Here is a 23,788-nt window from a genome sequence, read left to right as displayed (position 1 = left end):
AAAATAGTATTGTTCAAGAAGAACAGAGCATAATCAGTACAGCCATATGATAAGAATGTACTGCTCATCAAAGGTCGTATATGACACTGTATTATTCGAGCCTTCCATATATCCAAACACCTTCTGGTCGGTTATAAGATTACGTATAAACTCATCATAAACCGCACGGGTGCTGCATTTTATCGTGATATTATTACTGCCGTCAGCATATCTTCTTTCGAAAAGTTCCCCAAGGGCATCGTAATCGTTCTCAGAAAAATATTCACCCTCCCTCACATAGTAGTTATTTTTCATGGAAGTGCAATCAGGAACCGGAAGAGTTTCTGATATTGTATGTGTTCTGCTGATATCCTGCGTCGTGCAGCAAAGATAAGTGTAGTTTATAAGCGGGAGCTTCTGTGAGTTCTCATTGCCTGATTCCTGCTTCTGATAAGAAGAATCACCCCAGGTGGTATCCACATAAGTATATTCTCCGTCAACCAGAACCAGATTCCAGGCGTGGCCTACTCCCTGAACTTTACCCGTAACCAGAGTAGCCGGTATCCCAAGCTGCTTAAGGAGATACTGTGTAGCTTTGGCATAGCCCTGACATACCGATCTGCCATATAAAAATACCGAGCAGATATTCTGATTGTCCGGCGCCTTAGCATCATATTCCGTGTTGGTTATAAGATAATCATAAATATATTTAACCTTTGAATAGGTATCCGACTCAGCATCCACTCCTGACAGACATGTTCTTACATACTCGTCTATTTTTTCCTGTCTCGCTGCTATCTCCTCAGCGTTGTAAATATAATTACCTGTAAATGAAATCTTTTTAAGAACTCCCGCAACAGTGTATCTTGTGTAGGTGTAGCCATCCATATAGAAAAGTTCAGGGTGGTCTGCAAGCACAAACTGACACACCACATCCAGTGTCTCTTCATCAAGAGTAGAAACCACTATATCCTCTGACCTTGTCTGTATGATCTTATACAGTTCTACATAGAGAGTCTGGCCTTCATCCGTAAGATGCTGATAGGCATAGTTGCCTTCCTGAGTCTTTTTAATCTCATCTATGTCTACTGCTGATAAGCCTATGGAATCTCTCTGAGACTGCTGATAAGAATCGCTGAAAAATGTTGTGGCATCTTTTCCTGCCTCTTCCTCCGTTGTCTCAACATCCTTATGTCTGCCGGTGCGTCCAGTTTCCACCTCGATCCTTGTTATCAGCTCATCTATAGCCTTGTTAACCTTTTCCGGATCAAAAGTAGCTCCTTCTGAATTTTCAGTTTCTGAGTTTTCAGCTTTTGAATCGTCATTTTCCGGGGTAGAGACTACAATTTCACTCCCTGCTCCCGCCAGGGAGTCGTCCTCAGTTTTTTCAGAAGTTGCAGCGCTCTCTGTAACTGCAGCAGTTTCTGTATCCGCAGCAGATTCTTCTTCCGGCGCCTTTGAACCATCGCCTTCCCTGTTTTTCTTTCCAAAGGTGATCTTATCCCCATTGTTTAAGAGATTATTGTCCTGCAGGAATTTTGATACAGAATCGTTTGCACTTCCGCAACCGTTCAGCATCAGCCCCATGCATAAAAATGCAAAAAAGACAGATGCTTTCCCTATTAAGTTTTTAAAACATCTGTCTTTCTTCATAACTTTAATTCTTTCTGAATTCGCTAAGTGAGAGTCCCTTGTTTCTGTCAAGAACCATCTGAGGACTCCATTCATTGATAAAGATAAGAAGAGGTCTGCCGTTCATATCCTTGATCTTCTTCATATCTGAAGTTCCAACAAGTGAATTCATGTCTACATCTTCATTGTCAACCCAACGAATATACTCATATGGTAACATATCCAGTATTATTTCGACATTATATTCATTTTCAAGTCTGAATTTCAAAACATCAAACTGGAGGACACCGACAACTCCTACGATAATCTCCTCCATTCCCATATTAAATTCCTGGAAAATCTGAATGGCACCTTCCTGAGCAATCTGTTCAATACCTTTAACAAATTGCTTACGCTTCATGGTATCAACCTGGCGCACTCTGGCAAAATGCTCAGGAGCAAAGGTCGGTATGCCCTCATATTTTACTGTATCCTTAGGCATACATACCGTATCGCCTATGGAAAAAATACCGGGATCAAACACACCCATTATATCACCGGCATATGCTTCACTCAAAATCTTACGCTCATCAGCCATAAGCTGCTGAGGCTGTGAAAGTCTGAATACTTTTCCGGACTGAACATGCTTAACTTCCTTATCAGCATCATAGCGTCCCGAACAGATTCTCATGAATGCTACTCTGTCTCTGTGAGCCTTGTTCATATTCGCCTGAATCTTGAAAACAAAAGCTGTAAATTCATGATCCTTAGGATCGATGATCTCACCTTCAGCATCTACTCTACCTGTGGGAGGTGTCGCCATCTGAAGAAAGTTATGAAGGAAGAGCTCAACCCCGAAGTTCTGCAGAGCTGATCCAAAGAAAACAGGAGTAAGCTGACCTGCTCTTACTTCATCAAGGTCAAATTCAGCACCTGCGCCATCCATAAGCTCGATCTCACCCTCAAGATTCTCAAGTGCCTCCTCACCTATGGTTGAGATAAGCTGATCTCTGTCATCCATGGGAATTATGGTCTCTGTACCTTCTTTGGTTCCCTTCATTGTGTCCTGGAAAGTAACTACATGTTTTTCTCTTCTGTCATAGATTCCTTTAAAGTTTTTACCGGAACCTATGGGAAGATTCATGGGACATGTTGCTATTCCAAGGTGGTTCTCAATATCATCAAGAAGCTCATATGTATCCATCGCGTCACGGTCGAGCTTATTAATGAATGTAAAAATCGGAATATGTCTCATTGTGCAGACTTTGAACAGCTTCTTGGTCTGGGGCTCAACACCCTTACTTGCATCTATAACCATGACTGCTGAATCCGCAGCCATAAGTGTACGATAAGTATCCTCCGAGAAATCCTGATGTCCGGGTGTGTCCAGAATATTTATGCAGCAATCTTCAAAGTTAAACTGAAGAACTGAAGATGTAACAGAAATACCACGCTGTTTTTCAATCTCCATCCAGTCAGATACGGCATGTCTGGCTGTTGCCTTACCTTTAACCGATCCGGCGAGATTTATGGCTCCTCCGTAGAGAAGGAATTTCTCTGTAAGTGTAGTCTTACCTGCATCAGGGTGGGATATAATTGCAAAAGTTCGTCTCTTATTAATCTCTTCTGTAGTTTGGTTATTACTCATTATTTAACCTTTCTAAATATCTAAAACATAACGACACGCGAAAAACGCACTCTTTCTATTTTATGAAAGAGTGCGCGTAAAGTCAATAAATTGTATGAGGTTATTCACTTACCTTAGTGAAGCATTGAAGTTCCTTCAAACTCAGGCTTTATTCCAAAGTAATCAAGAACTGTAGCTCCAATATCAGCAAATGTGCTTCTTGTACCGTGATTCTTGGGCGTTACATTATTACCATACATAATGAAAGGAATGTACTCTCTGGTATGATCCGTAGTCTTTAGATATGAAGGATCACAACCATGATCAGCAGTCATCATGATGATATCGTCATCTCTAAGCTTAGATACCATTTCAGGAAGCTTAGTATCAAAATAATTGAGTGCCTTCGCATATCCGTCAATGTCACGTCTGTGGCCGTAAAGCATATCGAAATCCACAAGATTAACAAAGCAAAGTCCGTCGAAGTCCTTATCCATGTACGCAAGAGTCTTTTCGATTCCGTCTGCATTGCTCTCTGAAAATACAAATTCCGTGAGACCTTTTCCTTCAAAAATGTCGCGAATCTTACCAACCCCGAGAACATCCTTGCCGGCTGCCTTGAGCTGATCAAGCATGGTTGTCTTAGGCGGTTCAAGTGAATAGTCATGTCTGTGGGGTGTTCTGGTGTAGTTACCGCTTGTTCCCACAAAAGGTCTTGCTATAACGCGCCCAACTCCCAGGTCTCCCTGAAGCATCTCTCTTGCTATGTGGCAGTATTCATAGAGTGTTTCGAGAGGAACAACATCCTCATGTGCAGCAATCTGAAAAACGCTGTCAGCAGATGTATAGACAATCAAATCGCCAGTCTTTACATGCTCATCACCGTAGTCATTAATAACCTGCGTACCGGAATAGGGCTTATTGCAGATAACTCCTCTTCCAACTCTCTTACTAAACGCATCAAGGAACTCCTTGGGGAATCCATCAGGGAACTTCGGCATGGGCTTGGGTGAAATAACTCCGGCAATCTCCCAGTGGCCTGTTGTTGTATCCTTGTCCTTACTTGCCTCCTGGCATCTCGCATATGCTGCGGTAGGATTAGCAACAGATGGTCTGCAATCAACGCCATCTATATTAAAGAGTCCCATGGCTCCCATATTAGGCATATCAAAATACTTGCTCGTCGCACACGCTCTAATAGTATTTACATCAAAATCTCCGTACTCAGCAGCATCAGGCTCTTCACCTACTCCAAAGCTGTCCAAAACTATCAAAAAAATTCTTCCCATAAAAGTCTACCTCCAGGAATTAATTTGTTCAAAACACACAAAGCTATTACTCTTAGCCATGTGTCAAATAGTTGTAAAAAGGGATGCGAATACTCGCATCCCCTATATTTTACCATATTCATAGCCGAATGTTCAGCATAGCTGTCATCTATTATTTCTGAGCGACGTCTTTCATTGAAAAGCTGATTCTGCCCATGCGGTCCTTGCCAAGGCAAACAACCTTAACCTCATCGCCGAGAGTAAGAACATCCTCAACGTGATCGATACGCTCGTTAGCAATCTTAGAGATGTGTACCATACCCTCTTTGCCGGGAGCGAACTCAACAAATGCACCAAACTCCTTGATGCTTACAACTTTTCCTGTGAAGATCTGGCCCTTCTCGAATTCTGTTGTAATAATATTGATCATATCGATAGCCTGCTGCATCTTATCCTTATCTTCGCCGCAGATGCTTACCTTACCATCGTCTGTGATATCAATCTTAACGCCTGTGCGCTCGATGATCTCGTTAATAGTCTTACCTCTCTGGCCAACTACATCACCGATCTTATCAGGATCAATCTCGATAGATATGATCTTAGGAGCATACTGGCTTACCTCCTTACGAGGCTCAGCAATAGCCTTGCTCATGCACTCATCCATGATGAAGAGGCGAGCCTGACGGCACTGTGAAATAGCCTGCTCAACGATAGCCTTAGTAAGACCATGGATCTTGATATCCATCTGTATAGCTGTGATACCTTCCTTAGTTCCTGTTACCTTGAAGTCCATGTCTCCGAAGAAGTCCTCAAGACCCTGAATATCTGTAAGTACCACGAAATCATCATCTGTATCACCTGTTACAAGACCACAGCTGATACCTGCTACCATCTTCTTGATCGGAACACCGGCAGCCATAAGTGACATACATGATGCACATGTGGAAGCCATTGAAGTTGATCCGTTTGACTCAAATGTCTCTGATACGCAGCGGATTGCGTAAGGGAACTCCTCCTCTGAAGGAAGTACAGGGAGAAGTGCTCTCTCTGCAAGAGCTCCGTGTCCGATCTCACGACGTCCGGGACCTCTTGAAACCTTAGTCTCACCTACTGAATAAGCAGGGAAGTTGTACTGGTGGATATATCTCTTGCCTGTTACATAAGGATCAAGTCCCTCAACCTTCTGCATCTCTGAAAGAGGAGCAAGTGTTGTTACATCACAGATCTGAGTCTGTCCACGTGTGAACATAGCACTACCGTGAACGCGAGGAATAAGATCGATCTCAGCAGAAAGAGGACGAATCTGGTCAATTGCTCTTCCGTCGGGACGCTTGTGGTCCTTAAGAATCATCTTACGTACAGTCTTCTTCTCATACTGATAAATAGCCTCACCAAGAATAGCAAGCCATTCTTCGTTGTCAGCAAACTTCTCTTCAAGACGAGCAGTAATGTCAGCAATATTAGCCTCTCTCTTCTGCTTCTCGTCTGTAAATACAGCGTTCTCCATCTCTTCCGGAGGAACAACTTCCTTGATGGCATCAAAGAGTTCCTGAGGAACTGCGCAGCTATCATATGAGTGCTTCGGCTTACCAACCTCTGCTACGATGCCCTTAATAAAATCAATGAGCTTAAGGTTAACGTCATGTGCAAGGTAGATAGCTTCCTTCATCTTATCTTCAGGAATCTCGTTACATCCTGCCTCGATCATGATAACCTTCTGACCAACTGAAGCAACTGTAAGACGCATATCACCCTTGTCCCACTGCTCCTGTGAAGGGTTAACAATGAACTCACCATCGATCATACCGATCTGAGTCATAGCGCAGGGACCATCAAAAGGAATATCTGAAATAGAAACAGATACTGAAGCACCGATCATTGCAACAAGCTCAGGACGGCACTGTGTATCTACAGACATTACCATAGTCTCAATAGTAACGTCATTACGATAGTCCTTAGGGAAAAGAGGACGCATAGGTCTATCTATAACACGGCTTGTGAGAATAGCATTCTCAGAAGGCTTACCCTCTCTCTTATTGAATCCTCCGGGGAATTTACCTACAGAGTAAAACTTCTCACCATACTCTACACTGAGAGGAAAGAAATCAATTCCGTCTCTGGGCTTATCAGAAGCAGTTGCTGTACAAAGTACTGTTGTATCACCGTACTTCATGAATGCACATCCATTAGCCTGCTTACCAACTTTACCAATCTCAATTGTAAGAGTTCTTCCGGCAAGTTCTGTTGAAAATGTTTTCATATTAAATCTCCTTCTCGCGCCATCCTCGGGCGCATAAATTATATATAAATTTATGTTTTATATTAAACCCTCATACGTCAGCTCTGCTGACACCTCCTCACATGAGAGAAAGCAGGAAGGTATTAATCATTTTAAGCAGAAATAAAACAAGGCGGAATAAGCCGACTATTTCTAATCGGCATCCCCGCCTTATTCTCCCTTAGGAAATTACTTTCTGAGTCCAAGATCAGCAATAAGCTTACGATACTTCTCAAGGTCATTCTTCTTGAGGTATGCAAGAAGAGCACGTCTTCTACCTACCATCTTAAGAAGACCTCTTCTTGAGTGGTGATCCTTCGGATGTGTGTTGAGGTGCTCGTTGAGCTCCTTGATTCTTGTTGTAAGAATAGCAACCTGAACCTCCGGTGAACCTGTGTCGCCAGCTTTTCTAGCATACTGATTGATAACTTCTGTCTTCTTTTCCTTTGAAATCATGTTTCTTCTCCTTTGAAAATTCGATGTGCCGTATACCAGGAAGTGGCTGGAGTTCCATCCTCCGAGTATCGGTAATTACATTATCGTTCCTCACATGAGAAACCAAGTAATTTTAACATGCCCACATGTAAATGTAAAGATATATATATTTCTCAGGCGATTTCATTTTTCCTTTGACAATCCGGGGCTATTCTTGATCGAATTCCATAGATCAATCATTCATAGCTGAAATAATTTCTGCCGGCCTCAAGGTCAAGGTCAAGCTGTCTTTGCAGTACCTCCACACTGGCAAATTTCTGCTCTTTTCTATGAAAAGTCAAAAGAGCTATTTCCAAATATTTGCCATATAAATCGCCGTCAAAATCATAAATATAGGTCTCAACGCTGACCTGTCCGTTATTTGACACCGTAGGACGAAGCCCAATATTGGTCATTCCGTGATATTTTCTGTCATCTACTCTCACCTCTGAAAAATAGACGCCATATGGTGGCAGGCATTTTTCGTCCGGCGGAAGCAGATTAACCGTAGGAAATCCTATGGTCCTTCCAAGCTTTTTGCCGTGCGCAACCACACCGCCCACATAGTATATTTCTCCAAGAAGCTCTGCTGCTCTCTCCATCTCAGCGCTTAATATTTCCTCTTTGATAAAACTGGAGCTGACATCTCTCCCAAACATCTGTAGCTTTTTGATAGCATGAGTTCTGTACCCAAGCTCCGGTGCAAGTTTGTTCAAAAGAGAAAAATCGCCCCTCCCCTTATAACCATAGGATAGGTCATCTCCCGCAGCAATATAGGCAGCATTCATCCTGTCACTAAGAATATTTCTGACAAAGTCTTCAGGCATGGTGTGCGCCGTTTCAGCGTTCATAGGAAATTCAACAAGGATATCTATTCCAAGTGCTTCAAACTTTCGCCTCTTTTCATCTTTTGTAAGAAGCTGCGTCAGCATTGCGCTCTTTTTGCTGTCTGAACTTTTAGCTTCTGCAGGCTTGCCGGCATCAGCCATGTTGGCAAAAAATACTGCAGGCGGGGGATCAAATGTGAAAATTGTCGCTTTCATCCCCTGCTCCTTCTTATCAAGAATATGCCTCAGGAGTTTTTGGTGTCCCATATGTACACCATCAAATTTACCGATAGCTACTGCGGTTTTATCCTCTATATGAAATTGTGTCTCTCCGGATATTATCCGCATTTTCTTCTGCTCCAATTCATATCTATTGTATATAGAAAAACTTCTCTACTCTGAACTGCCCCGTTCTTTCATCACATTTATATATGCCAAAGAAAGTTCCGTCCTCGGAGTATACCCTCACTCTGCAACCGTCAGAATAGAGTTTTTCGGGTTCAACAAAATCCTGTTCATCTTCAGGCGCCTCACTTACAAGGTTCTCAACCTTGAAGCTGTTTCCGTTTTCAAGCATCCTTCTGTAGTCATCGCGGACAATACAATAATCAAGGTCCCTGAAAAGGCTTTCAGTGGAAGCAACTATCTCTTCCACTCTTCCCTCGTCGCGAAGCTGCTCGATCTGATCAAGAGTGTGAGCTGTCTCCAGATGAAAGCTTCCCACTGCAGTTCTTGTAAGATGCTCCATTGCAGCCCCACAGCCAAGAGCCTCACCTATATCATTGCAGAGAGTCCTGATGTAGGTTCCCTTTGAACACTTTACCTCCATTGTAAAAATATGCTCATCCTCAAGATGGGAATCATCAAGTATAGTAATGGCCTCGATATTGATTCTTCTGGGCTTTCTCTCAACTTCCTTTCCCTGTCTTGCAAGTTCATAAAGCTTCTTTCCATTAATCTTGATAGCAGAATACATTGGAGGAATCTGGTCATATTCCCCAACAAAGCGCTTAACTGCCTCATGAAGCTGCTCTCTTGAAACATTGACCTCTTTTTCAGACAGGATTCTTCCTGACATATCCTGGGTATCCGTAGTAACTCCCAGTCTGCAAACCGCTATATATTCTTTATCGTGGTCCGTCAGCATATCGCAAAGCTTCGTGCCATTTCCCACACAAACAACAAGGACTCCTACCGCGTCCGGGTCCAGAGTCCCTGTATGTCCGATTTTTTTCATTTTTAAAATGCCACGGAGGCGCGCCACAACATCACTTGATGTGTAACCTGCCTCCTTGTAAACATTGATTAGTCCGTTATACATATAACCTCATTATTTCCGAAGTACTATCCTGCTCGTGATAATTTAAAGTGCATTATCACTTAACAGCATTTACACCTTTTAAATCTCTCTCAACATATTCTGAGAGTGAATTAATTATATCATGCTGTGTTCCGTTCATCGTACATCCGGCAGCTCTGGCGTGCCCGCCGCCGCCAAACAGTTCAGCAATCCTGGCAACATTCACTTTGCCCTTAGACCTGAGACTCACCTTGTATTCAAGGCTTCCTATCTCATACATGAAAATTGCACATTCAGTTCCTGTAGTAAGAAGGAGCTGGCTTACAATACCATCAAGGTCAGCGGAAGTCGCCTGATAGAAATCCATAGTCTGCCTTGATACCACACTTACAATGCAGTCACCGTGCATGATAAGCATGCTTTCAAGAAGAGCCCTTCCAAGTATCTGATTCTGCACATAGCTCTTTTCATAAAATACGTGGTCTATCAGCTCTCCAAACTCAAATCCGAATCCGATAAGATCTGCTGCAACCTTCATCGTATCAGGAGAAGTGTTGGAATACTTGAAAACACCGGTATCTGTAACTATGCCCATATAAATAGCCTTGGCAACTTCTACATCCATCTTATCCTTGTCAAGGCAGTTGTATACAAGCTCAGATGCAGAGCTTGCAGAAGGAACGATGTAATTCTCATCTCCTGTCCCTTTGTTACTTATATGATGATCTATATTTACTGTTTTTCTTGCTGCGTCAAAGATTTTCTCGCCTTCGCCAAGCCTCTCTTTGCCACAATCAAGTGCAAAGAATATATCGTAGCTTTCCACATCGGTCTTAAAATCGTTATTAACTTCCGATGTTCCGCTGATAATTCTGTAGCTCTCAGGTATCTGTTCAAGGAAAACATCAACTCTGAGTTCAGGATAGTTTTTCTTCAAATAGAGATATAATGCCATGTTGGAGCCCACACAGTCTCCATCGGGGCGGACGTGTCCGCCAATGGCTACGGTTTTGGCCCCCTTAACCAATTCATCAATTCTCATTATCAGTCCTCTTCCTCGGGAAGTTCTTCATCGGTTTCCCCTCTGGCAGCCTTTGCAGCTGCATCCTTAGCTGCGACTTCGTCGATTATCTTGGACATATTGATCGCATATTCAATGGAATCATCCATGATAAATCTCAGCTCAGGTGTATTGCGCATATTCAATTCTTTTGCAACTGTACTTCTGATATAACCGGCAGCAGATTTAAGTCCCTCCTCGGTGCGGAGTCTGTCTTCATCATTACCCATGACAGAAACCCACACCTTACAGGTCTTAAGGTCAGGAGCAACCTCTACATCCATAACAGATGTCATAGGGCTGATCCTGGGATCCTTACTGAATCTGATAGCCTCAGATATAACCTTCATAACTTCGCCGTTTATACGAATATTTTTAATACTGTTTTTTCTCATAAATTATGCTCCTTAACTGCTTTGCAACAGTTAAATATAAATAAGCCGGGAATTATGACTTTATTTATTATTTCTTCGCGTCAAGCTTCTCGCGAGGTACCTCAACCATAATATAAGCTTCAACTACATCACCGACGTTAATTGAATCAAAGCCCTCGAATACAAGACCACACTCGTATCCGTCCTTAACTTCTTTAACATCATCTTTGAAGCGCTTAAGTGAAGCAAGGTCACCCTCGAAGATCTGGTCGCCATCTCTGCTGATACGAACTTTGCAATCCTTCTGGATCATACCATCAGTAACGATAGCACCGGCAATATTACCAACCTTGGATGCCTTGAACAGCTGACGAATCTCAGCATGTCCGATAACCTTCTCCTCATATACAGGAGCAAGCATACCCTTCATGGCATATTCAACATCTTCAATTGCCTGATAAATTACTTTGTAAAGCTTGATCTCTACGCCTTCATGCTCAGCTGTGCTCTTGGCAACCGCATCGGGACGAACATCAAATCCGATGATGATAGCATTTGAAGCAGCAGCAAGTGAAACGTCAGACTCTGTAATAGCACCAACACCACCATGAATAACCTTAACAACAACCTCATCATTAGAGAGCTTAAGAAGGCTTGCCTTAAGTGCTTCTACGCTACCCTGAACGTCTGCCTTGATGATGATATCAAGTTCTTTGAGCTTACCTTCCTCAATTTTGGAATAAAGATCATCAAGTGACATCTTAGCCTTTGTCTCCTCGATAAGATCCTTCTTCTGCTGCTGAAGGTAAGTATTAGCATACTGTTTAGCTTCCTTATCGCTCTGGTGTCCAAGGAATACTTCTCCTGCACCCGGCACATCTGAAAGACCAAGAATCTCAACAGGCTGTGAAGGACGAGCCTCTTTGAGTCTCTTACCCTTGTCATCGATCATGGCACGGACCTTACCTGAGCATGCACCTGCTGAAATGAAATCACCCACATGGAGAGTTCCCTTCTGTACAAGTACATTAGCAACAGGACCACGTCCCTTATCAAGCTTAGCCTCAAGGACAAGTCCTCTTGCCTCGCGGTTAGCGTTTGCCTTGAGTTCAAGAATGTCAGCAGTGATAAGAATAGTATCAAGAAGAGTATCCATTCCTTCGCCTGTCTTTGCAGATACGGGAACAAACTCCGTCTGTCCGCCCCAATCTGTAGCAATAAGACCATACTCTGTCATTTCCTGCTTAACTCTGTCAACATTTGCACTGGGCTTATCAATCTTATTAACTGCTACGATAATCTCAACACCTGCTGCCTTGGCATGGTTAATAGCCTCGACAGTCTGAGGCATTACACCGTCATCAGCTGCAACTACAAGCACTGCAATATCTGTAGAATTAGCACCACGCATACGCATAGCTGTGAAAGCCTCATGTCCGGGTGTATCAAGGAAAGTAATCTTTCTGTCATTAACTTTTATCTGGTATGCACCGATTCTCTGTGTGATACCGCCTGCTTCCTTGTCTGTAACACTTGTGTCACGAATAGCATCAAGAAGTGATGTTTTACCATGGTCAACGTGTCCCATTACGCAGACAACCGGAGGTCTGGAAGTAAGAAGGCTCTCATCCTCCTCATCCTCTTTAAGAAGTTCTTCAATTACGTCTACCTGAACTTCCTTCTCGCAAATGATATCATACTCAATTGCTATATTCTCAGCTTCTTCATATGTAAGCTCTGAGTTAACTGTAACAATCTGGCCGGCAAGGAAAAGCTTCTTAATGATAGCTGAAGGCTGAAGCTTCATCTTATCAGCGAGTTCCTTTATTGTAAGCTTTTCAGGTATTGTAATTACCTTGATCTGCTCCTCAGGCTCCTCTACCTTCTTAACCTCAGGCTTGATGAAACGACCAACCCTCTTGCTTCTGGGCATCATCTCTTCATTCTCTTCGTAGATATGATCCTTCTTTGATCTCTTATCCTTATCCTGGCCTGAGCGTCTCTTTCCTTCGCCCTTTCCTTCATTTATAGGAGGCGCAGCATCAAATCCGCCTCTGTCCTTGCCCTTAGCAAAGTCTTTACCTTTTCCTGCAGGACGATCTGAGCCCGGTCTGCCCTGAGCACCCTGTCCGGGTCTGGCATTCTGGCCACCCTGGCGTGAATTGCCCTGTCCGGGAGCGCGTCTGTCATTCTGAGGTCCTCTTCTGTTCTGACCGTTCTGATCTCTTCCTTCGTTTCTGCGATTATCACCGCCACGATTCTCTGTAGGACGATTCTCTGCAGTGCGGTTCTCTGTAGGACGTCCCTCTCTTACAGGTGCTTCTGTCTTAGGTGCTGCAGGTGCACTGGTTACAGGTGCAGCAGGCTTCTTAGCGGGCTCTGTCTTAGGTGCTGCCGGCTTAGATGCTGCAGCTGCCTTAGCCTGCTTCTGAGAAGGCTCCTGATATTTCGGAATCTCTGTGTTATATGACTCAAGCTGTGAAGGAGCTGTCAAAGGTTTAATGGGATGGTACACATTCTGTGAACGTGCAAATGTTCCCTGCTTCTGTCCTCCACGATTGTCGCGGTTCTGATTCTGGTTCTGATTTTTATTCTGACCACCGCGATTTGCATTATTCTGTCCATGGAAATTGCCGCTCTTGGAATTATTAGGGTTTGTTACGAAGATGATATTCTTCTTCTTTTTAACATTCCCCTCTCCCTCGGGCTTTTTCTTTAAAGGCTTTTTCTCACCTTTTTTATCATCAGACTCGGCTGCTGCCTTAGGCTTGTCCTCCTTCACAGGAGCTTCAGGCTTGCTCTCAGTTTTTGCATCAGCTTTGCTGCTTCCGAAGTGTTTTCTTACCTTCACCGCATCCTCGTCTTCGATGGAACTTGTTGATCTCTTTGCAGCTTCAACACCCTGATCCTGCAGGTATGCCAAAAGCTCCTTATTTTCAACACCAAGCTCCGAAGCGAGTTCGGATATTTTAATTTTCGACATTCACATTTCCTCCGTACTATTCATCTACACGTAAGTTCTTCTGAAAGCTTTTTGCAAACCCGTCGTCCGTGATCGCAATACTCGTTCGAACTTCCTTGCCAATCGCATGTCCAAGTTTTTCTTTAACCCCGAACACGAAAAATGGCACTTCATAATAATCACATTTATCCCGGAACTTTTTGCTCGTATTATCCGAAGCATCACTGCTTACCAGAACCATACAGGCCTTTCCGCTTTTTATGGCATTCTCCACTGCAAACTCACCGCTCACCAGTTTTCCTGCCTTTTGACATAAGCCGAGCAGAGAATAAACTTTATTTTCATCCATTTATCTCAAGCTCCTTTTTCAACTGTTCCAGAGTTTCCTCCGGAATGGCTACCTTGAGCGATCGCTCAAGTCCTCTTTTCTTTATTGCCTTTTCAAGGCATTTAGCATCCCTGCATACATAAGCGCCTCTTCCGTTGGCACGTCCCGTGGGATCAAGATGTATCTCCCCTGCCGTATCACGGATTACACGGACAAGCATCGTTTTTTCTTTGCTCTCTCCGCAGCCGACGCACTTTCGCATAGGTTTCTTTTTTTCCATAGTTATCCTTTAACTGACCTTCATCTCGAAATAAGGATTATTCTTCTTCCTCAGCGGCTTCAGCTTCGTCATTGTCCTCAGCTTTCTCCTCAGCATCGTACTCTTCTTCAGCGTACTCCTCTTCGGAATATTCGCCCTCTTCGAACTCCTCATTCTCTTCGTACTCGTCGCTTTCGTACTCTTCCTCGTCATCCATGTAATCCTCAATACGGAATCCGGGAGCATCCTTAGCCTGAGTCTCACTCTTAATATCTATCTTGTAGCCTGTAAGACGTGCTGCAAGTCTTGCATTCTGTCCTTCCTTACCAATAGCAAGTGAAAGCTGATAATCAGGAACTACAACCTTTGCACTCTTCTCATCGGGATCAGCGAAAACCGCAACGATCTTAGCAGGTGAAAGTGCATTCTGAATAAGGTTACCGGGGTTCTCATCCCAGTTAACAATATCAATCTTCTCACCATTGAGCTCATCTACGATAAGATTAACTCTGCTTCCGTTGATACCTACGCAAGCACCAACCGCATCAACATTAGGATTGTTGGAATAAACCGCAATCTTGGTACGGTTACCTGCTTCACGGGCAATGCTCTTGATCTCAACTGTTCCGTCCTGAATCTCAGCAACTTCCTGCTCAAAGAGTCTCTTTACAAGATCGGGGTGTGTACGTGACACAAGAATTCTGGGACCCTTATTGCCATTTCTAACCTCAAGGATATAAACCTTGATACGCTCTGTAGGACGATAGCGCTCAGTCTTAACCTGCTCATTCTCATTGAGCATTGCATCTGCCTTACCAAGGTTGATGCTGATATTTTTACCGATAAATCTCTGAATAACACCGGTAACGATATCATGCTCATGCTCATAATATTCACTGTAAATCGCATCCTTCTCCTCCTCACGGATCTTCTGAAGGATAACGTTCTTCGCATTCTGTGTAGCGATACGGCCGAATTCCTTGGAGTTAACTTCAACTGCGATGATATCACCAATCTGCGCGGTAGGCTTGATCTTATGTGCATCATCAAGGCAGATCTCAAGGATGGGATCCATTACGTCATCAGCAAGCTCCACAACTTCTTTATCTGCAAAGCACTTGATATCACATGTGTCACGATCGATATCAATGCGGATATTGTCTGCACTCTTAAAATGATTCTTGCATGCAGTTACAAGAGAATTCTCGATAGCATCAAAAAGTGAATCTCTTTTGATATTCTTCTCTTTCTCAAGCAGATCGAGTGCATCCATCAATTCTTTACTCATAGTTTTTTTCTCCTTAATCTATGAAAGTTTAAAAATATTTGTTTTCAGGTATTCTCATCAAAAATCCAAGGTGAGTTTTACACTTGAGATTTCTTTTCTTGTAAATGTAATGTCTTTTTCTGCCGACTCGATTGTAATGCTGTCAGCATCAAAGCTCTTAAGTTTACCTGTAAATTCCTTGGTTCCGTCCTGCGCCTTGTAGAGCTTCACGTCAACATCCTGGCCTATACTGCTCTCAAAGTGCCTGTCCTTTTTAAGTGCTCTTCCGAGTCCCGGGCTGCTGACCTCCAGGGTGTACGCCTCCTCAATGAAATCATGCTCATCAAGTGCATCCGAAAGTGCATGACTGACATCTACACACTTGTTAATATCAACTCCGCCGTCTCTGTCAATGTAAGCTCTGAGATACCACTCGCCAGCTTCCTTAACGAATTCCACATCATAGATACGAACTTCATTAGCCTCAGCTATCGGCGTAAGCAGAGCTTCCGTTTTACGCTCTATTTCTTCCCTTCTGGACATGTTATTACCTCATAATTAAATCCATAGAAAAAGTGGACTCTTTGCAAGTCCACTTCTAGTCTGAATTATTCTTAAGTTACAAATGTAATATAGCACTACTGTCAAGCTTCGTCAAGCGCACGTGCCATAAAATCAGAGATTTTAGCGTTTTTTAAGAAATAGTTCTTATAAAAACAGAGGCTTTATGGTCTTCTCCATAGTCTTGAGTATCAAATATGTGATAATTGTATCTACGGGAAGCATGATTGCATTTGACAGTATCCTGCCGGGAAGCAGGGCAATTATAGCCTGGTCGTAAAGGATTTTCAGCCAAAGTGAATTAAGACCGATGTTGACAAAAATCTTTACTATAAGCTGTGCTGTAAAAACTCTTATCACAGATATGTTCTTTTTATAGAAAGCAAATCCATAAATGATTCCGCCAAGGGCTGCACTAATAGTAAATCCCGGGAAGAAATCTCCGGTCGGCTGAAGGAACCACTTGATAATATCAAGAGCTGCTCCAAAAATAGCTCCCACTGCAGGGCCAAAGAGATAATCGACAACCTGATTCGGCAGCCCGGAAAATCCGATGCGGATAAACTGACCTATTCTTATGGTAGCAACATAGCCAAGTATTATTGCAATAGCCGCCATCATTCCGCAAAAGACTACATTTCTCAGGCTCTTGAATTCCCCAAGGGATCTGAGCCATCTGTTTACATTGACGTTACTTTTTTCATTGATAGTTACATTTTTCTGCATAAAAAACACCTCCTATGCATTCCACAGTATGCACAAGGAGGTGTAAGAATTCCGTACACTTTCAATATGCTACAGTGGGAACCGAATCCGACACCGCGGTTACCCTTCGTCCTTCTGGCAGTCCCTGTCCAGATGGCACTTAACGCACCGGATTCTACTCTGTTTTCTAAGTTACGAAATAAATTATATCAGCAAAATAAATTGCGTCAACAATAATTTTATAAAAGTTATATTAAATAATCTTATTAAAAGTGTCAGCAAGCGCAGGATAAATATTTTTAAACTGTTGATATCTTGCTTCATATTTTGCTACAAGTTCAGGATCCGGCTTCTCAGTCTTGTCAACCTTAACAATTGCAGCTGCTGCATCCTCAACGCTCTTGTATGCTCCACATGCTACCATGGCAAGCATAGCACCGCCCATTCCGGGACCTTCCTCGCATGTAGGAACATCTACTTCTATATTAAGAATATTTGCGATCATTTTTCTCCAGAGAGGACTCTTAGCACCGCCGCCGCAGATCATTGAGCGTTCAGGCTTAACTCCGATACTCTTGGCAACTTCGTACATATCCCTGACAGCAAATGCAACACCCTCAAGAACAGCCTGTGTCATGTCTGCTCTTGTAGTATCCATTGTTATACCTGTAAATGTAGCACGGGCATTAGGGTTATTCCAGGGAGATCTCTCACCCATGAGATAAGGAAGGAAGAATACATGATTCTCACCAAGTTTCTCAATAGCAGCCTGCTCTGCCGCATAGTCCTTAGTCTGTAATATGCCGTCATTCCACCACTTGTTGCAGCTTGCTGCACTGAGCATGCATCCCATAAGATGGAAATGTCCGTCTGCATGGTCAAATGAATGAAGCGCATTGTTACTATCAACAGCAAAGCTGTCTGAAGACATGAAAATTGTTCCACTTGTTCCAAGTGAGATGTTGCACTTGTTGTTACCAACAGTACCTGTTCCTACTGCTGCTGCAGCATTGTCACCGGCACCGGCTGCAATAACAACATTCTCACTAAGACCAAGTTCAGTAGCAACTGAAGGTACAAGAGTTCCTACCTTCTCATAACTCTCATAGAGCTTAGGGAGCATATCTGTTGTGATATCACAGAGTTTACACATCTCTTCTGACCACTTGCGGTTCTTAACATCAAGAAGAAGCATACCTGATGCATCTGAGTAATCTGTGCAGAATGTTCCCGAAAGCTTATATGCAAGATAATCCTTAGGAAGCATTATCTTCTTGATATTCTTGAAGTTCTCAGGCTCATTCTCCTTAACCCAAAGAATCTTGGGTGCAGTAAATCCGGCAAATGCGATGTTGGCAGTATATTCAGAAAGCTTATCCTTTCCGATCTCATTATTAAGGTAATCAACCTGCTTCTGAGTTCTGCCATCATTCCAAAGGATTGCAGGACGGATAACGTTATCATTCTCATCAAGGATTACAAGTCCGTGCATCTGGCCGCCAAAGCTGATACCTGCAACCTGTGACTTATCCGCATCCTTAAGCAGTTCCTTAAGTCCCTCGATTGCCTGTGCATACCAGTCCTCAGGCTTCTGCTCAGACCACCCCGGCTGAGGAAAATAAAGCTGATACTCCTTGGTAACTGTTCCGTGAATCTTACCTGTTTCATCCATAAGTACAAGCTTAACGGATGATGTTCCTAAATCTACACCTATATAAAGCATATACAACCTCCCATTTTGCTTTTTATTTCTCGTCTTGTAGTTTTTTGCTATTAGTAACTTACTTCCGGTTACTTTTCAATACAAAAATAAATTATGAATCTCAAAAAACAGTATTCTTTTTTAGAAAGCATAATCCAACAATGTTAATTATACTTTCTTTTATGTTGTGATGCATCACACTTTTTGCTCTTTAATCACTAATTATTGCAGTAAAAATGCGGTCAAAAAAATTTTTAAATTTTTTTCAAAAAAGTACTTGCATTATTTTTGAAGTTGTAATAATATAATCAAGTCGCCGAACGAAAGCGACAAACAAAAAACTAAATGGCTCGTTGGTCAAGCGGCTAAGACGCTGCCCTCTCACGGCAGAATCAGCGGTTCGATTCCGCTACGAGCTACTGACTGTGTAAACAGCCCAACCCTATAACTCCAGACGCCAAGCGCGTTTCGGAGTTTTTTATTTTCTCTGAAAATCGTCAAATTTCCCCAGTTAAACCGGAGTTAAACTGAAGGGTTTCAAAGATGTTTATTTTAAGGGGATTCTCGCGATAGATAAATCATGTTTAAAGAAAAAATGCCATCTCTTCTATTAAAAAGGGATGGCATTCATTATCTGCTGGCGCTTATGTTCAGCATTTCTTCTGCTATAGTAATAATACTTTCTCGTTGTGGTTATATCAGAATGCCCCATCTGGGACATTACTAGTGAATCCTCCACATTAGCATCAAGTAATGCTGTTCCATAAGTCTTGCGAATCTTATGCATGGATCTTCTTTCAATTTCCAGCGCATCACATACTTTGTAGAGTCTGTCATTGAAAGTGTTTGTCCATACTTTACGTTTTCCGACCTGCATCATGTATTCATTATGAGGATTAAGAATCCTTATCTTCTGAATAGTTTCAAGTGCAGCAGGTGTAAGAATAATGTACCGGTCACCTGCATCTGATTTAGTATATTCGACTATTTCATGAGTGCATTTGCCGGTAACAGGCGATTTATACTTGATTTCCTGCCTCTGAATATGCAAAGTTTTATCTTTACATACATCAGAAAACTTTAATCCCGATAATTCGCCTTCTCTGATACCTGTCTGGAACGTAAGAAGTATCCCAAGGTTTTCTATTGTAGGGTGTTCACGAAGATAGCTTAAAATGCGCGGGACTTCATCCTCATCAAATATCTGTGTTTTATCACGGACATTAGATTTCTTAAATGCCTTTTTGGATAAATCAAGATCCCCAAAGAATGAAGAAATGCTGATGTTGGTATATCCATACTTCTTCGCCCACTTGAAAGCTCCAATAACGAGAGTTCTCATATTGGAGAAAGCTTTAGCTGTAAGATTAAGCTTTGCAATGGTTGTACGAACAAATATCTCTAATTCATGTTCTGTGATGTCACATATCTTTTTATCCTTGATATCGTTCCATCCAATGAACCTTTTGAATTCAGAATGATATCTGTCAAAGGTGCCTTTGCAAATCTCATTCATATCGAGCTTTTGCTGTGACCAGTTCTCAAAGCATGTTGAAAAAGTTGGTGTTCCATCAATTTCCGCATAATGCTCAAAGATAGCTTCGTGAAGTTCTTCTTCTGTTTTTCTTTTTAAAAGCCTCCTGTTGTTCTTCTTAGTGCAGTCCGGGAGGAGAGTGTAGTAAGCACCATCCTTCCCGCGCCATATCTTATGGCTGCTGCTATGGTCATTGATATATGTATTTTTTCTCTTCAAAATATACTCCTTTTGAAGAGCGTCCATATCTATCGTACCATTCGCCATAGCAAACCGCAATAAAGTAACATCACCAGGAGTTCCTGTGTTGTTGCTGGTATTTCTCATTGTGTAATTCCTATAAAACAAGTGGAACTTAGTTAAAATAAAAATCCTTTTCGAGCATCTGAACCCCATCAGGAGAAATAAGAACAAGGTTGTTTCCTAAATTGGATAAGGTATAGGGCTCAATCTTATTCACTAGTGACAGCGTTTCGCTGTAAGTTATTTCTCCGGATGAGTTTTTTGTTCGTCCGTTTTTGACCCATTGCCAGTGTTTTCCCGCCAATTTTGACCAGTATTCCTGCTCGGTGGGTTCGGATGATTCGAGGATGACTTTATACTTGAAGTTTGTCATCATTGCAATCCTCTGCTTTTCACCCCAGGTCAAATCGAGGTCGATTAGGCTCTGAGTCAGAATGAATATGCGACAATGCCTTTTTCTGAACTTCCTCAAAGCTGGCAAAATATCTATATTCCCTAAAGATGCAGCTTCATCCATACAGAAAAGGATGCTTGTCTTACTGCTTAATGGCCTATTCTGTATAAATTGCAGACATTGATTAGCTATAAGACAATTAAGCTGTTCATATTCTTCCAAATCTCCATCGTCAATAACAATAAAGATATTATTGCGTTCCATGTCAGAGGGGCACCATGAAGGGTTACCTGGTTCACCTCTGTGGATGATAGCTTTAATATTTTCATCCGTTGCAAACAAGGCTACTGCATCTTCACAGTTTTGCTTCGCTGAGGATGTATATGATAGTGGCAGATTAGGATCAGCAAAGCCGTTAATCAACCTTATGGCATCATCATTTCCTGTTCTGTCAATTTCGTTTAAAAGCTGATGCCAGTCAAGATCATGCACCTTTTCGCATATTTCAACAAAGTCATAACCTTCAAAATAGAATGCGATAAAGGCAGCCTTAAGAATCTTTAAGCCTTCTTTTCTATAGTAATCACCAGCTTCCGAAGAATCTTTATGCTTGGGCATAAGTGTTAATGCCAAATGTACCAAGTGCTTAATCTTCAAATTTCGGTCATTTTCGGCATCAATAACCGCAAAAGGATTGTAACCTATAGAATCCGGGTTACCCATCTTAAAAACGATTGTATTGCCTGTTAGACTGCCTATCGCTGTGTGGAGGTCCCCGCTGATATCCCACGTAATAAAATATCTTTTGTGACGATGGTTCCGCCAAGACTTACACCAATTGATTAGCGTGGGAATCAGTAAAGCTGTTGATTTTCCTAATCCTGTGCCTCCTACAGCCAAAATATGTCCTTCATCTCCGAAAGCTGACTCTGTTATCATCGGAGCTGATAAGGGATTCTTTTTTGAACTTCCAAACGTAACTCCTTCAGCTGTTCCCTTTTTCACTTTCCTTGTCGACTTCTCAACGAATTTCTTTGGCTTGGTATCCAATTTGTTCCTTCTAAAGTCGATATTCCTTATGCCTATGATTGCAACTAAAGCAATCACGGCTAAAACGTACAGTATGTCAATCAAATACATAATCAAAACCTACCTCTCTCGTATGAAATGCTTCTTTCCATGCTACGCATCTTTAGCTGTTTCACGGAATAAGCCCTACCATTACTGTCTCTTATTGTTCTGCCATTTAATAGGTCTGTAACCCTGCAAATATTCTTGGATTCCAAATATTTTGCAAGCTCAACCTGACAATCATGCAGTTCTCTGCGGTTAATAAGATCCTTTGCACAAAAAGTCTGCTTATCGCCTCGTTTTAGAACCGGAAGGAACGCAAAATGCAGATGCTGTGCGGACTCTGACCGGTGTCTGTATGCACTTATACAGATATCTTCACCTGTCATGCCTGCTTTTTCACTATATCTATTAACTAAAAACCGATAACTTTCGGCAAAAAAATCATCATATTTACTAGGTGGCAAATTTGGGGGAACAGTTACAATCCATGTTGCCATACGAACCGCGTCCTTGCGAAGGCGCTTTTCTCCCATAACCTCAGAAATTTTCTGCTTTATATATTCAGTTTGCTTCAAAGGGACAGGGTTATTGTTTTCATCTCTTACAACATTTCCGTCCTTATCCTTCTTATAGCGAGTAGGAGCGTAGTTTGTCCTATCTTCATCAAGGCGAGTCTGATCAATATTAGGATTGCTGTAATGCCCCGCACTCTTTTCTCGACTATAATGCTCTGTTAAGTGCCCTATATCTGTAAACTCTCGATACTTTTGTAAATGCATATCTATTTTTCTCTCTTTCTGTTTTTCTTTAGGAAACTTTCATGCGCATCAGCTTCTGCTATGGCAACAAATATTCAAAGGTCGCTCCACGCTCTCAATGAATATTAGCTGTCATGCAAGACGCTGATACGCTTTGTTCAGTTTCCTAAGTGTAGCTTGGTATACTTCTTTCAGAAGTACCTCTGCGCGTTGCTTCGTTTACCAAGCTCTTCTGGGAAACACCTTGGCAGGTTTTTCCCGCCGAGGGCGTCCCTTTTCCGCGAGCTCCTCCGCTTATGAGCAGGTGTTGAACACAACTTAATATGCGACAACCCGCATATTAAGCGCGTTCAATACCCTTTCAACACTCCGTAGCTCAAGGGAGCTGCGCTCCCTTCGCGTTCAACGCCCTTCAACAGGGCGTTGAACGCTACCCTTGCCTTCTCTTGCTGAGTCATGAGCCGCTGTGAGATTCCCAATCCAAGCGTATGCACTTTCATTGAAGGAATCATCTTGCGTCACACCTTGCGCCTCATCATAAAGTCTTCCGGCCCTATATATGAAGTATTTAATTTTCTCCTCAAAATTGGGTGGGGCAGTCAAGTCACAAGAAGCCTCAAGAAGGTGTGTAACCATTGTGTATAAATATGGATGGTCATAGATGTTTCCCCAGTTCTTTATCACGGAAGTGATAACATCTATAGGCTGATAATTCGCAACAAAGGGCTTATCATCAATACTTACCACTTCTTCTGATTTCCAATAGGGTGAATCATCAAACTGTGACAAAAAAGAGAATCGCGTATGACGCGAACATTCATTGTAGCAGTCAAGGTCATCCCTCCAACGCGCTTCCGTAATTGCATCTCTGATTATTTTCATCAAAGATTTCACCTCTTGATGATATAATTCATAGCTTTTCAAGCAGTGACACACATAAAATAGCAGCTCTGCTAAGTTATATATTCCGTTTCTGTAAGCATAATAAATTTGCCTACACTCCCATGCGCAAATAGTCATTAGTAAATCCTCCTGTAAAAAATAGGAAATTGCTATGCCACAATAATCTGTATACTGTTGCATATGTAGTTAATTGTTTCTCACGGTACCGTGTTGTTAAAGGTATACCGACACGCAGCCCCACAGCAACCACTTCTTTGAGTATCCACTTTTCTTCTACACTTAAGTGTTTAGAAGCTGTGT

At 42.3% G+C, this 23,788-nt stretch carries 20 protein-coding genes, 1 tRNA gene and 1 riboswitch; of the genes, 1 reads left to right on the top strand and 20 read right to left on the bottom strand.

Annotated features, from left to right (window positions below):
* Positions 1 to 33: 33 nt before the first annotated feature.
* The 16 genes from ACHCNF_RS15790 to xylB form a co-directional block, all read right to left on the bottom strand.
* Positions 34 to 1,632: a transglutaminase domain-containing protein gene (locus ACHCNF_RS15790; protein ID WP_408070698.1), complete on the bottom strand. Its 1,599-nt coding sequence runs from the start codon at positions 1,630 to 1,632 to the stop codon at positions 34 to 36.
* A 4-nt stretch (positions 1,633 to 1,636) separates the two neighbouring features.
* Entirely contained in the window at positions 1,637 to 3,238 is a 1,602-nt protein-coding gene (locus tag ACHCNF_RS15785) for a peptide chain release factor 3 (protein ID WP_408070697.1), read from the bottom strand.
* Between the two features lie 113 nt (positions 3,239 to 3,351).
* Positions 3,352 to 4,506 (bottom strand): phosphopentomutase, encoded by a 1,155-nt coding sequence (locus ACHCNF_RS15780; RefSeq protein WP_408070696.1) that lies wholly within the window; start codon positions 4,504 to 4,506, stop codon positions 3,352 to 3,354.
* 151 nt (positions 4,507 to 4,657) lie between these two features.
* Complete coding sequence (locus ACHCNF_RS15775) at positions 4,658 to 6,745, bottom strand: polyribonucleotide nucleotidyltransferase (protein WP_408070695.1); 2,088 nt, start codon at positions 6,743 to 6,745, stop codon at positions 4,658 to 4,660.
* Between the two features lie 207 nt (positions 6,746 to 6,952).
* Positions 6,953 to 7,219: a 30S ribosomal protein S15 gene (rpsO, locus tag ACHCNF_RS15770; protein WP_026660639.1), complete on the bottom strand. Its 267-nt coding sequence runs from the start codon at positions 7,217 to 7,219 to the stop codon at positions 6,953 to 6,955.
* Positions 7,220 to 7,434: 215 nt separating this feature from the next.
* Positions 7,435 to 8,412, bottom strand: a complete 978-nt coding sequence (gene ribF, locus ACHCNF_RS15765; RefSeq protein WP_408070694.1) for a riboflavin biosynthesis protein RibF — start codon at positions 8,410 to 8,412, stop codon at positions 7,435 to 7,437.
* 22 nt (positions 8,413 to 8,434) lie between these two features.
* Positions 8,435 to 9,385 carry a tRNA pseudouridine(55) synthase TruB gene (gene truB, locus ACHCNF_RS15760; RefSeq protein WP_408070693.1) on the bottom strand — a complete coding sequence of 317 codons (951 nt, stop codon included), beginning with the start codon at positions 9,383 to 9,385 and terminating at the stop codon, positions 8,435 to 8,437.
* A 55-nt stretch (positions 9,386 to 9,440) separates the two neighbouring features.
* Entirely contained in the window at positions 9,441 to 10,406 is a 966-nt protein-coding gene (locus ACHCNF_RS15755) for a DHH family phosphoesterase (protein ID WP_408070692.1), read from the bottom strand.
* Between the two features lie 2 nt (positions 10,407 to 10,408).
* The gene (rbfA, locus tag ACHCNF_RS15750; protein WP_408070691.1) at positions 10,409 to 10,819 is read right to left on the bottom strand and encodes a 30S ribosome-binding factor RbfA; all 411 of its coding nucleotides are present in this window, start codon (positions 10,817 to 10,819) and stop codon (positions 10,409 to 10,411) included.
* A 67-nt stretch (positions 10,820 to 10,886) separates the two neighbouring features.
* Positions 10,887 to 13,781: a translation initiation factor IF-2 gene (gene infB / locus ACHCNF_RS15745; protein ID WP_408070690.1), complete on the bottom strand. Its 2,895-nt coding sequence runs from the start codon at positions 13,779 to 13,781 to the stop codon at positions 10,887 to 10,889.
* Between the two features lie 16 nt (positions 13,782 to 13,797).
* Positions 13,798 to 14,109 (bottom strand): L7Ae/L30e/S12e/Gadd45 family ribosomal protein, encoded by a 312-nt coding sequence (locus ACHCNF_RS15740; RefSeq protein WP_408070689.1) that lies wholly within the window; start codon positions 14,107 to 14,109, stop codon positions 13,798 to 13,800.
* Positions 14,102 to 14,368, bottom strand: a complete 267-nt coding sequence (gene rnpM, locus ACHCNF_RS15735) for an RNase P modulator RnpM (RefSeq protein WP_408070688.1) — start codon at positions 14,366 to 14,368, stop codon at positions 14,102 to 14,104. Before rnpM ends, ACHCNF_RS15740 begins: the two co-directional genes overlap by 8 nt.
* 37 nt (positions 14,369 to 14,405) lie before the next feature.
* Positions 14,406 to 15,635, bottom strand: coding sequence for a transcription termination factor NusA (nusA, locus tag ACHCNF_RS15730; protein ID WP_408070686.1), 1,230 nt, complete (start codon positions 15,633 to 15,635; stop codon positions 14,406 to 14,408).
* A gap of 57 nt (positions 15,636 to 15,692) precedes the next feature.
* Positions 15,693 to 16,157, bottom strand: coding sequence for a ribosome maturation factor RimP (gene rimP / locus ACHCNF_RS15725; RefSeq protein ID WP_408070685.1), 465 nt, complete (start codon positions 16,155 to 16,157; stop codon positions 15,693 to 15,695).
* 165 nt (positions 16,158 to 16,322) lie between these two features.
* Positions 16,323 to 16,901: a folate family ECF transporter S component gene (locus ACHCNF_RS15720; RefSeq protein WP_408070684.1), complete on the bottom strand. Its 579-nt coding sequence runs from the start codon at positions 16,899 to 16,901 to the stop codon at positions 16,323 to 16,325.
* A 70-nt stretch (positions 16,902 to 16,971) separates the two neighbouring features.
* A riboswitch (THF riboswitch) is annotated at positions 16,972 to 17,065 on the bottom strand.
* Between the two features lie 68 nt (positions 17,066 to 17,133).
* Positions 17,134 to 18,603: a xylulokinase gene (xylB, locus tag ACHCNF_RS15715; protein ID WP_408070683.1), complete on the bottom strand. Its 1,470-nt coding sequence runs from the start codon at positions 18,601 to 18,603 to the stop codon at positions 17,134 to 17,136.
* 326 nt (positions 18,604 to 18,929) lie between these two features.
* Here xylB and ACHCNF_RS15710 point away from each other — a divergent pair.
* Positions 18,930 to 19,001, top strand: a tRNA-Glu gene (locus ACHCNF_RS15710).
* A 191-nt stretch (positions 19,002 to 19,192) separates the two neighbouring features.
* Here the strand turns inward: ACHCNF_RS15710 and ACHCNF_RS15705 are convergent.
* The 4 genes from ACHCNF_RS15705 to ACHCNF_RS15690 form a co-directional block, all read right to left on the bottom strand.
* Complete coding sequence (locus ACHCNF_RS15705) at positions 19,193 to 20,443, bottom strand: tyrosine-type recombinase/integrase (protein ID WP_408070682.1); 1,251 nt, start codon at positions 20,441 to 20,443, stop codon at positions 19,193 to 19,195.
* Positions 20,444 to 20,471: 28 nt separating this feature from the next.
* Positions 20,472 to 21,893 carry a type IV secretory system conjugative DNA transfer family protein gene (locus ACHCNF_RS15700; protein WP_408072254.1) on the bottom strand — a complete coding sequence of 474 codons (1,422 nt, stop codon included), beginning with the start codon at positions 21,891 to 21,893 and terminating at the stop codon, positions 20,472 to 20,474.
* Between the two features lie 2 nt (positions 21,894 to 21,895).
* A complete protein-coding gene (locus ACHCNF_RS15695) occupies positions 21,896 to 22,606 on the bottom strand; it encodes a plasmid recombination protein (RefSeq protein WP_408070681.1) in 711 nt (236 codons plus the stop codon).
* 381 nt (positions 22,607 to 22,987) lie between these two features.
* Entirely contained in the window at positions 22,988 to 23,467 is a 480-nt protein-coding gene (locus ACHCNF_RS15690) for a hypothetical protein (RefSeq protein ID WP_408070680.1), read from the bottom strand.
* Positions 23,468 to 23,788: the final 321 nt, after the last annotated feature.

It is taken from the genome of Butyrivibrio sp. NATIVEDY162, assembly GCF_045999815.1.
GTDB lineage: Bacteria > Bacillota > Clostridia > Lachnospirales > Lachnospiraceae > Butyrivibrio.
This window is presented reverse-complemented; position numbering and strand designations above follow the sequence as displayed.

Excerpts from the sequence above, each read along its gene's own strand:
- xylB (WP_408070683.1), bottom strand. The coding sequence starts at position 18,603 with ATGCTTTATATAGGTGTAGATTTAGGAACATCATCCGTTAAGCTTGTA.
- ACHCNF_RS15720 (WP_408070684.1), bottom strand. The coding sequence starts at position 16,901 with ATGCAGAAAAATGTAACTATCAATGAAAAAAGTAACGTCAATGTAAAC.
- rbfA (WP_408070691.1), bottom strand. The coding sequence starts at position 10,819 with ATGAGAAAAAACAGTATTAAAAATATTCGTATAAACGGCGAAGTTATG.
- ACHCNF_RS15755 (WP_408070692.1), bottom strand. The coding sequence starts at position 10,406 with ATGAGAATTGATGAATTGGTTAAGGGGGCCAAAACCGTAGCCATTGGC.
- rnpM (WP_408070688.1), bottom strand. The coding sequence starts at position 14,368 with ATGGAAAAAAAGAAACCTATGCGAAAGTGCGTCGGCTGCGGAGAGAGC.
- ACHCNF_RS15790 (WP_408070698.1), bottom strand. The coding sequence starts at position 1,632 with ATGAAGAAAGACAGATGTTTTAAAAACTTAATAGGGAAAGCATCTGTC.
- ACHCNF_RS15705 (WP_408070682.1), bottom strand. The coding sequence starts at position 20,443 with ATGAGAAATACCAGCAACAACACAGGAACTCCTGGTGATGTTACTTTA.
- ribF (WP_408070694.1), bottom strand. The coding sequence starts at position 8,412 with ATGCGGATAATATCCGGAGAGACACAATTTCATATAGAGGATAAAACC.
- ACHCNF_RS15785 (WP_408070697.1), bottom strand. The coding sequence starts at position 3,238 with ATGAGTAATAACCAAACTACAGAAGAGATTAATAAGAGACGAACTTTT.
- ACHCNF_RS15690 (WP_408070680.1), bottom strand. The coding sequence starts at position 23,467 with ATGAAAATAATCAGAGATGCAATTACGGAAGCGCGTTGGAGGGATGAC.
- ACHCNF_RS15695 (WP_408070681.1), bottom strand. The coding sequence starts at position 22,606 with ATGCATTTACAAAAGTATCGAGAGTTTACAGATATAGGGCACTTAACA.
- ACHCNF_RS15740 (WP_408070689.1), bottom strand. The coding sequence starts at position 14,109 with ATGGATGAAAATAAAGTTTATTCTCTGCTCGGCTTATGTCAAAAGGCA.
- truB (WP_408070693.1), bottom strand. The coding sequence starts at position 9,385 with ATGTATAACGGACTAATCAATGTTTACAAGGAGGCAGGTTACACATCA.
- rpsO (WP_026660639.1), bottom strand. The coding sequence starts at position 7,219 with ATGATTTCAAAGGAAAAGAAGACAGAAGTTATCAATCAGTATGCTAGA.
- ACHCNF_RS15700 (WP_408072254.1), bottom strand. The coding sequence starts at position 21,893 with ATGTATTTGATTGACATACTGTACGTTTTAGCCGTGATTGCTTTAGTT.
- ACHCNF_RS15775 (WP_408070695.1), bottom strand. The coding sequence starts at position 6,745 with ATGAAAACATTTTCAACAGAACTTGCCGGAAGAACTCTTACAATTGAG.
- ACHCNF_RS15780 (WP_408070696.1), bottom strand. The coding sequence starts at position 4,506 with ATGGGAAGAATTTTTTTGATAGTTTTGGACAGCTTTGGAGTAGGTGAA.
- infB (WP_408070690.1), bottom strand. The coding sequence starts at position 13,781 with ATGTCGAAAATTAAAATATCCGAACTCGCTTCGGAGCTTGGTGTTGAA.
- nusA (WP_408070686.1), bottom strand. The coding sequence starts at position 15,635 with ATGAGTAAAGAATTGATGGATGCACTCGATCTGCTTGAGAAAGAGAAG.
- rimP (WP_408070685.1), bottom strand. The coding sequence starts at position 16,157 with ATGTCCAGAAGGGAAGAAATAGAGCGTAAAACGGAAGCTCTGCTTACG.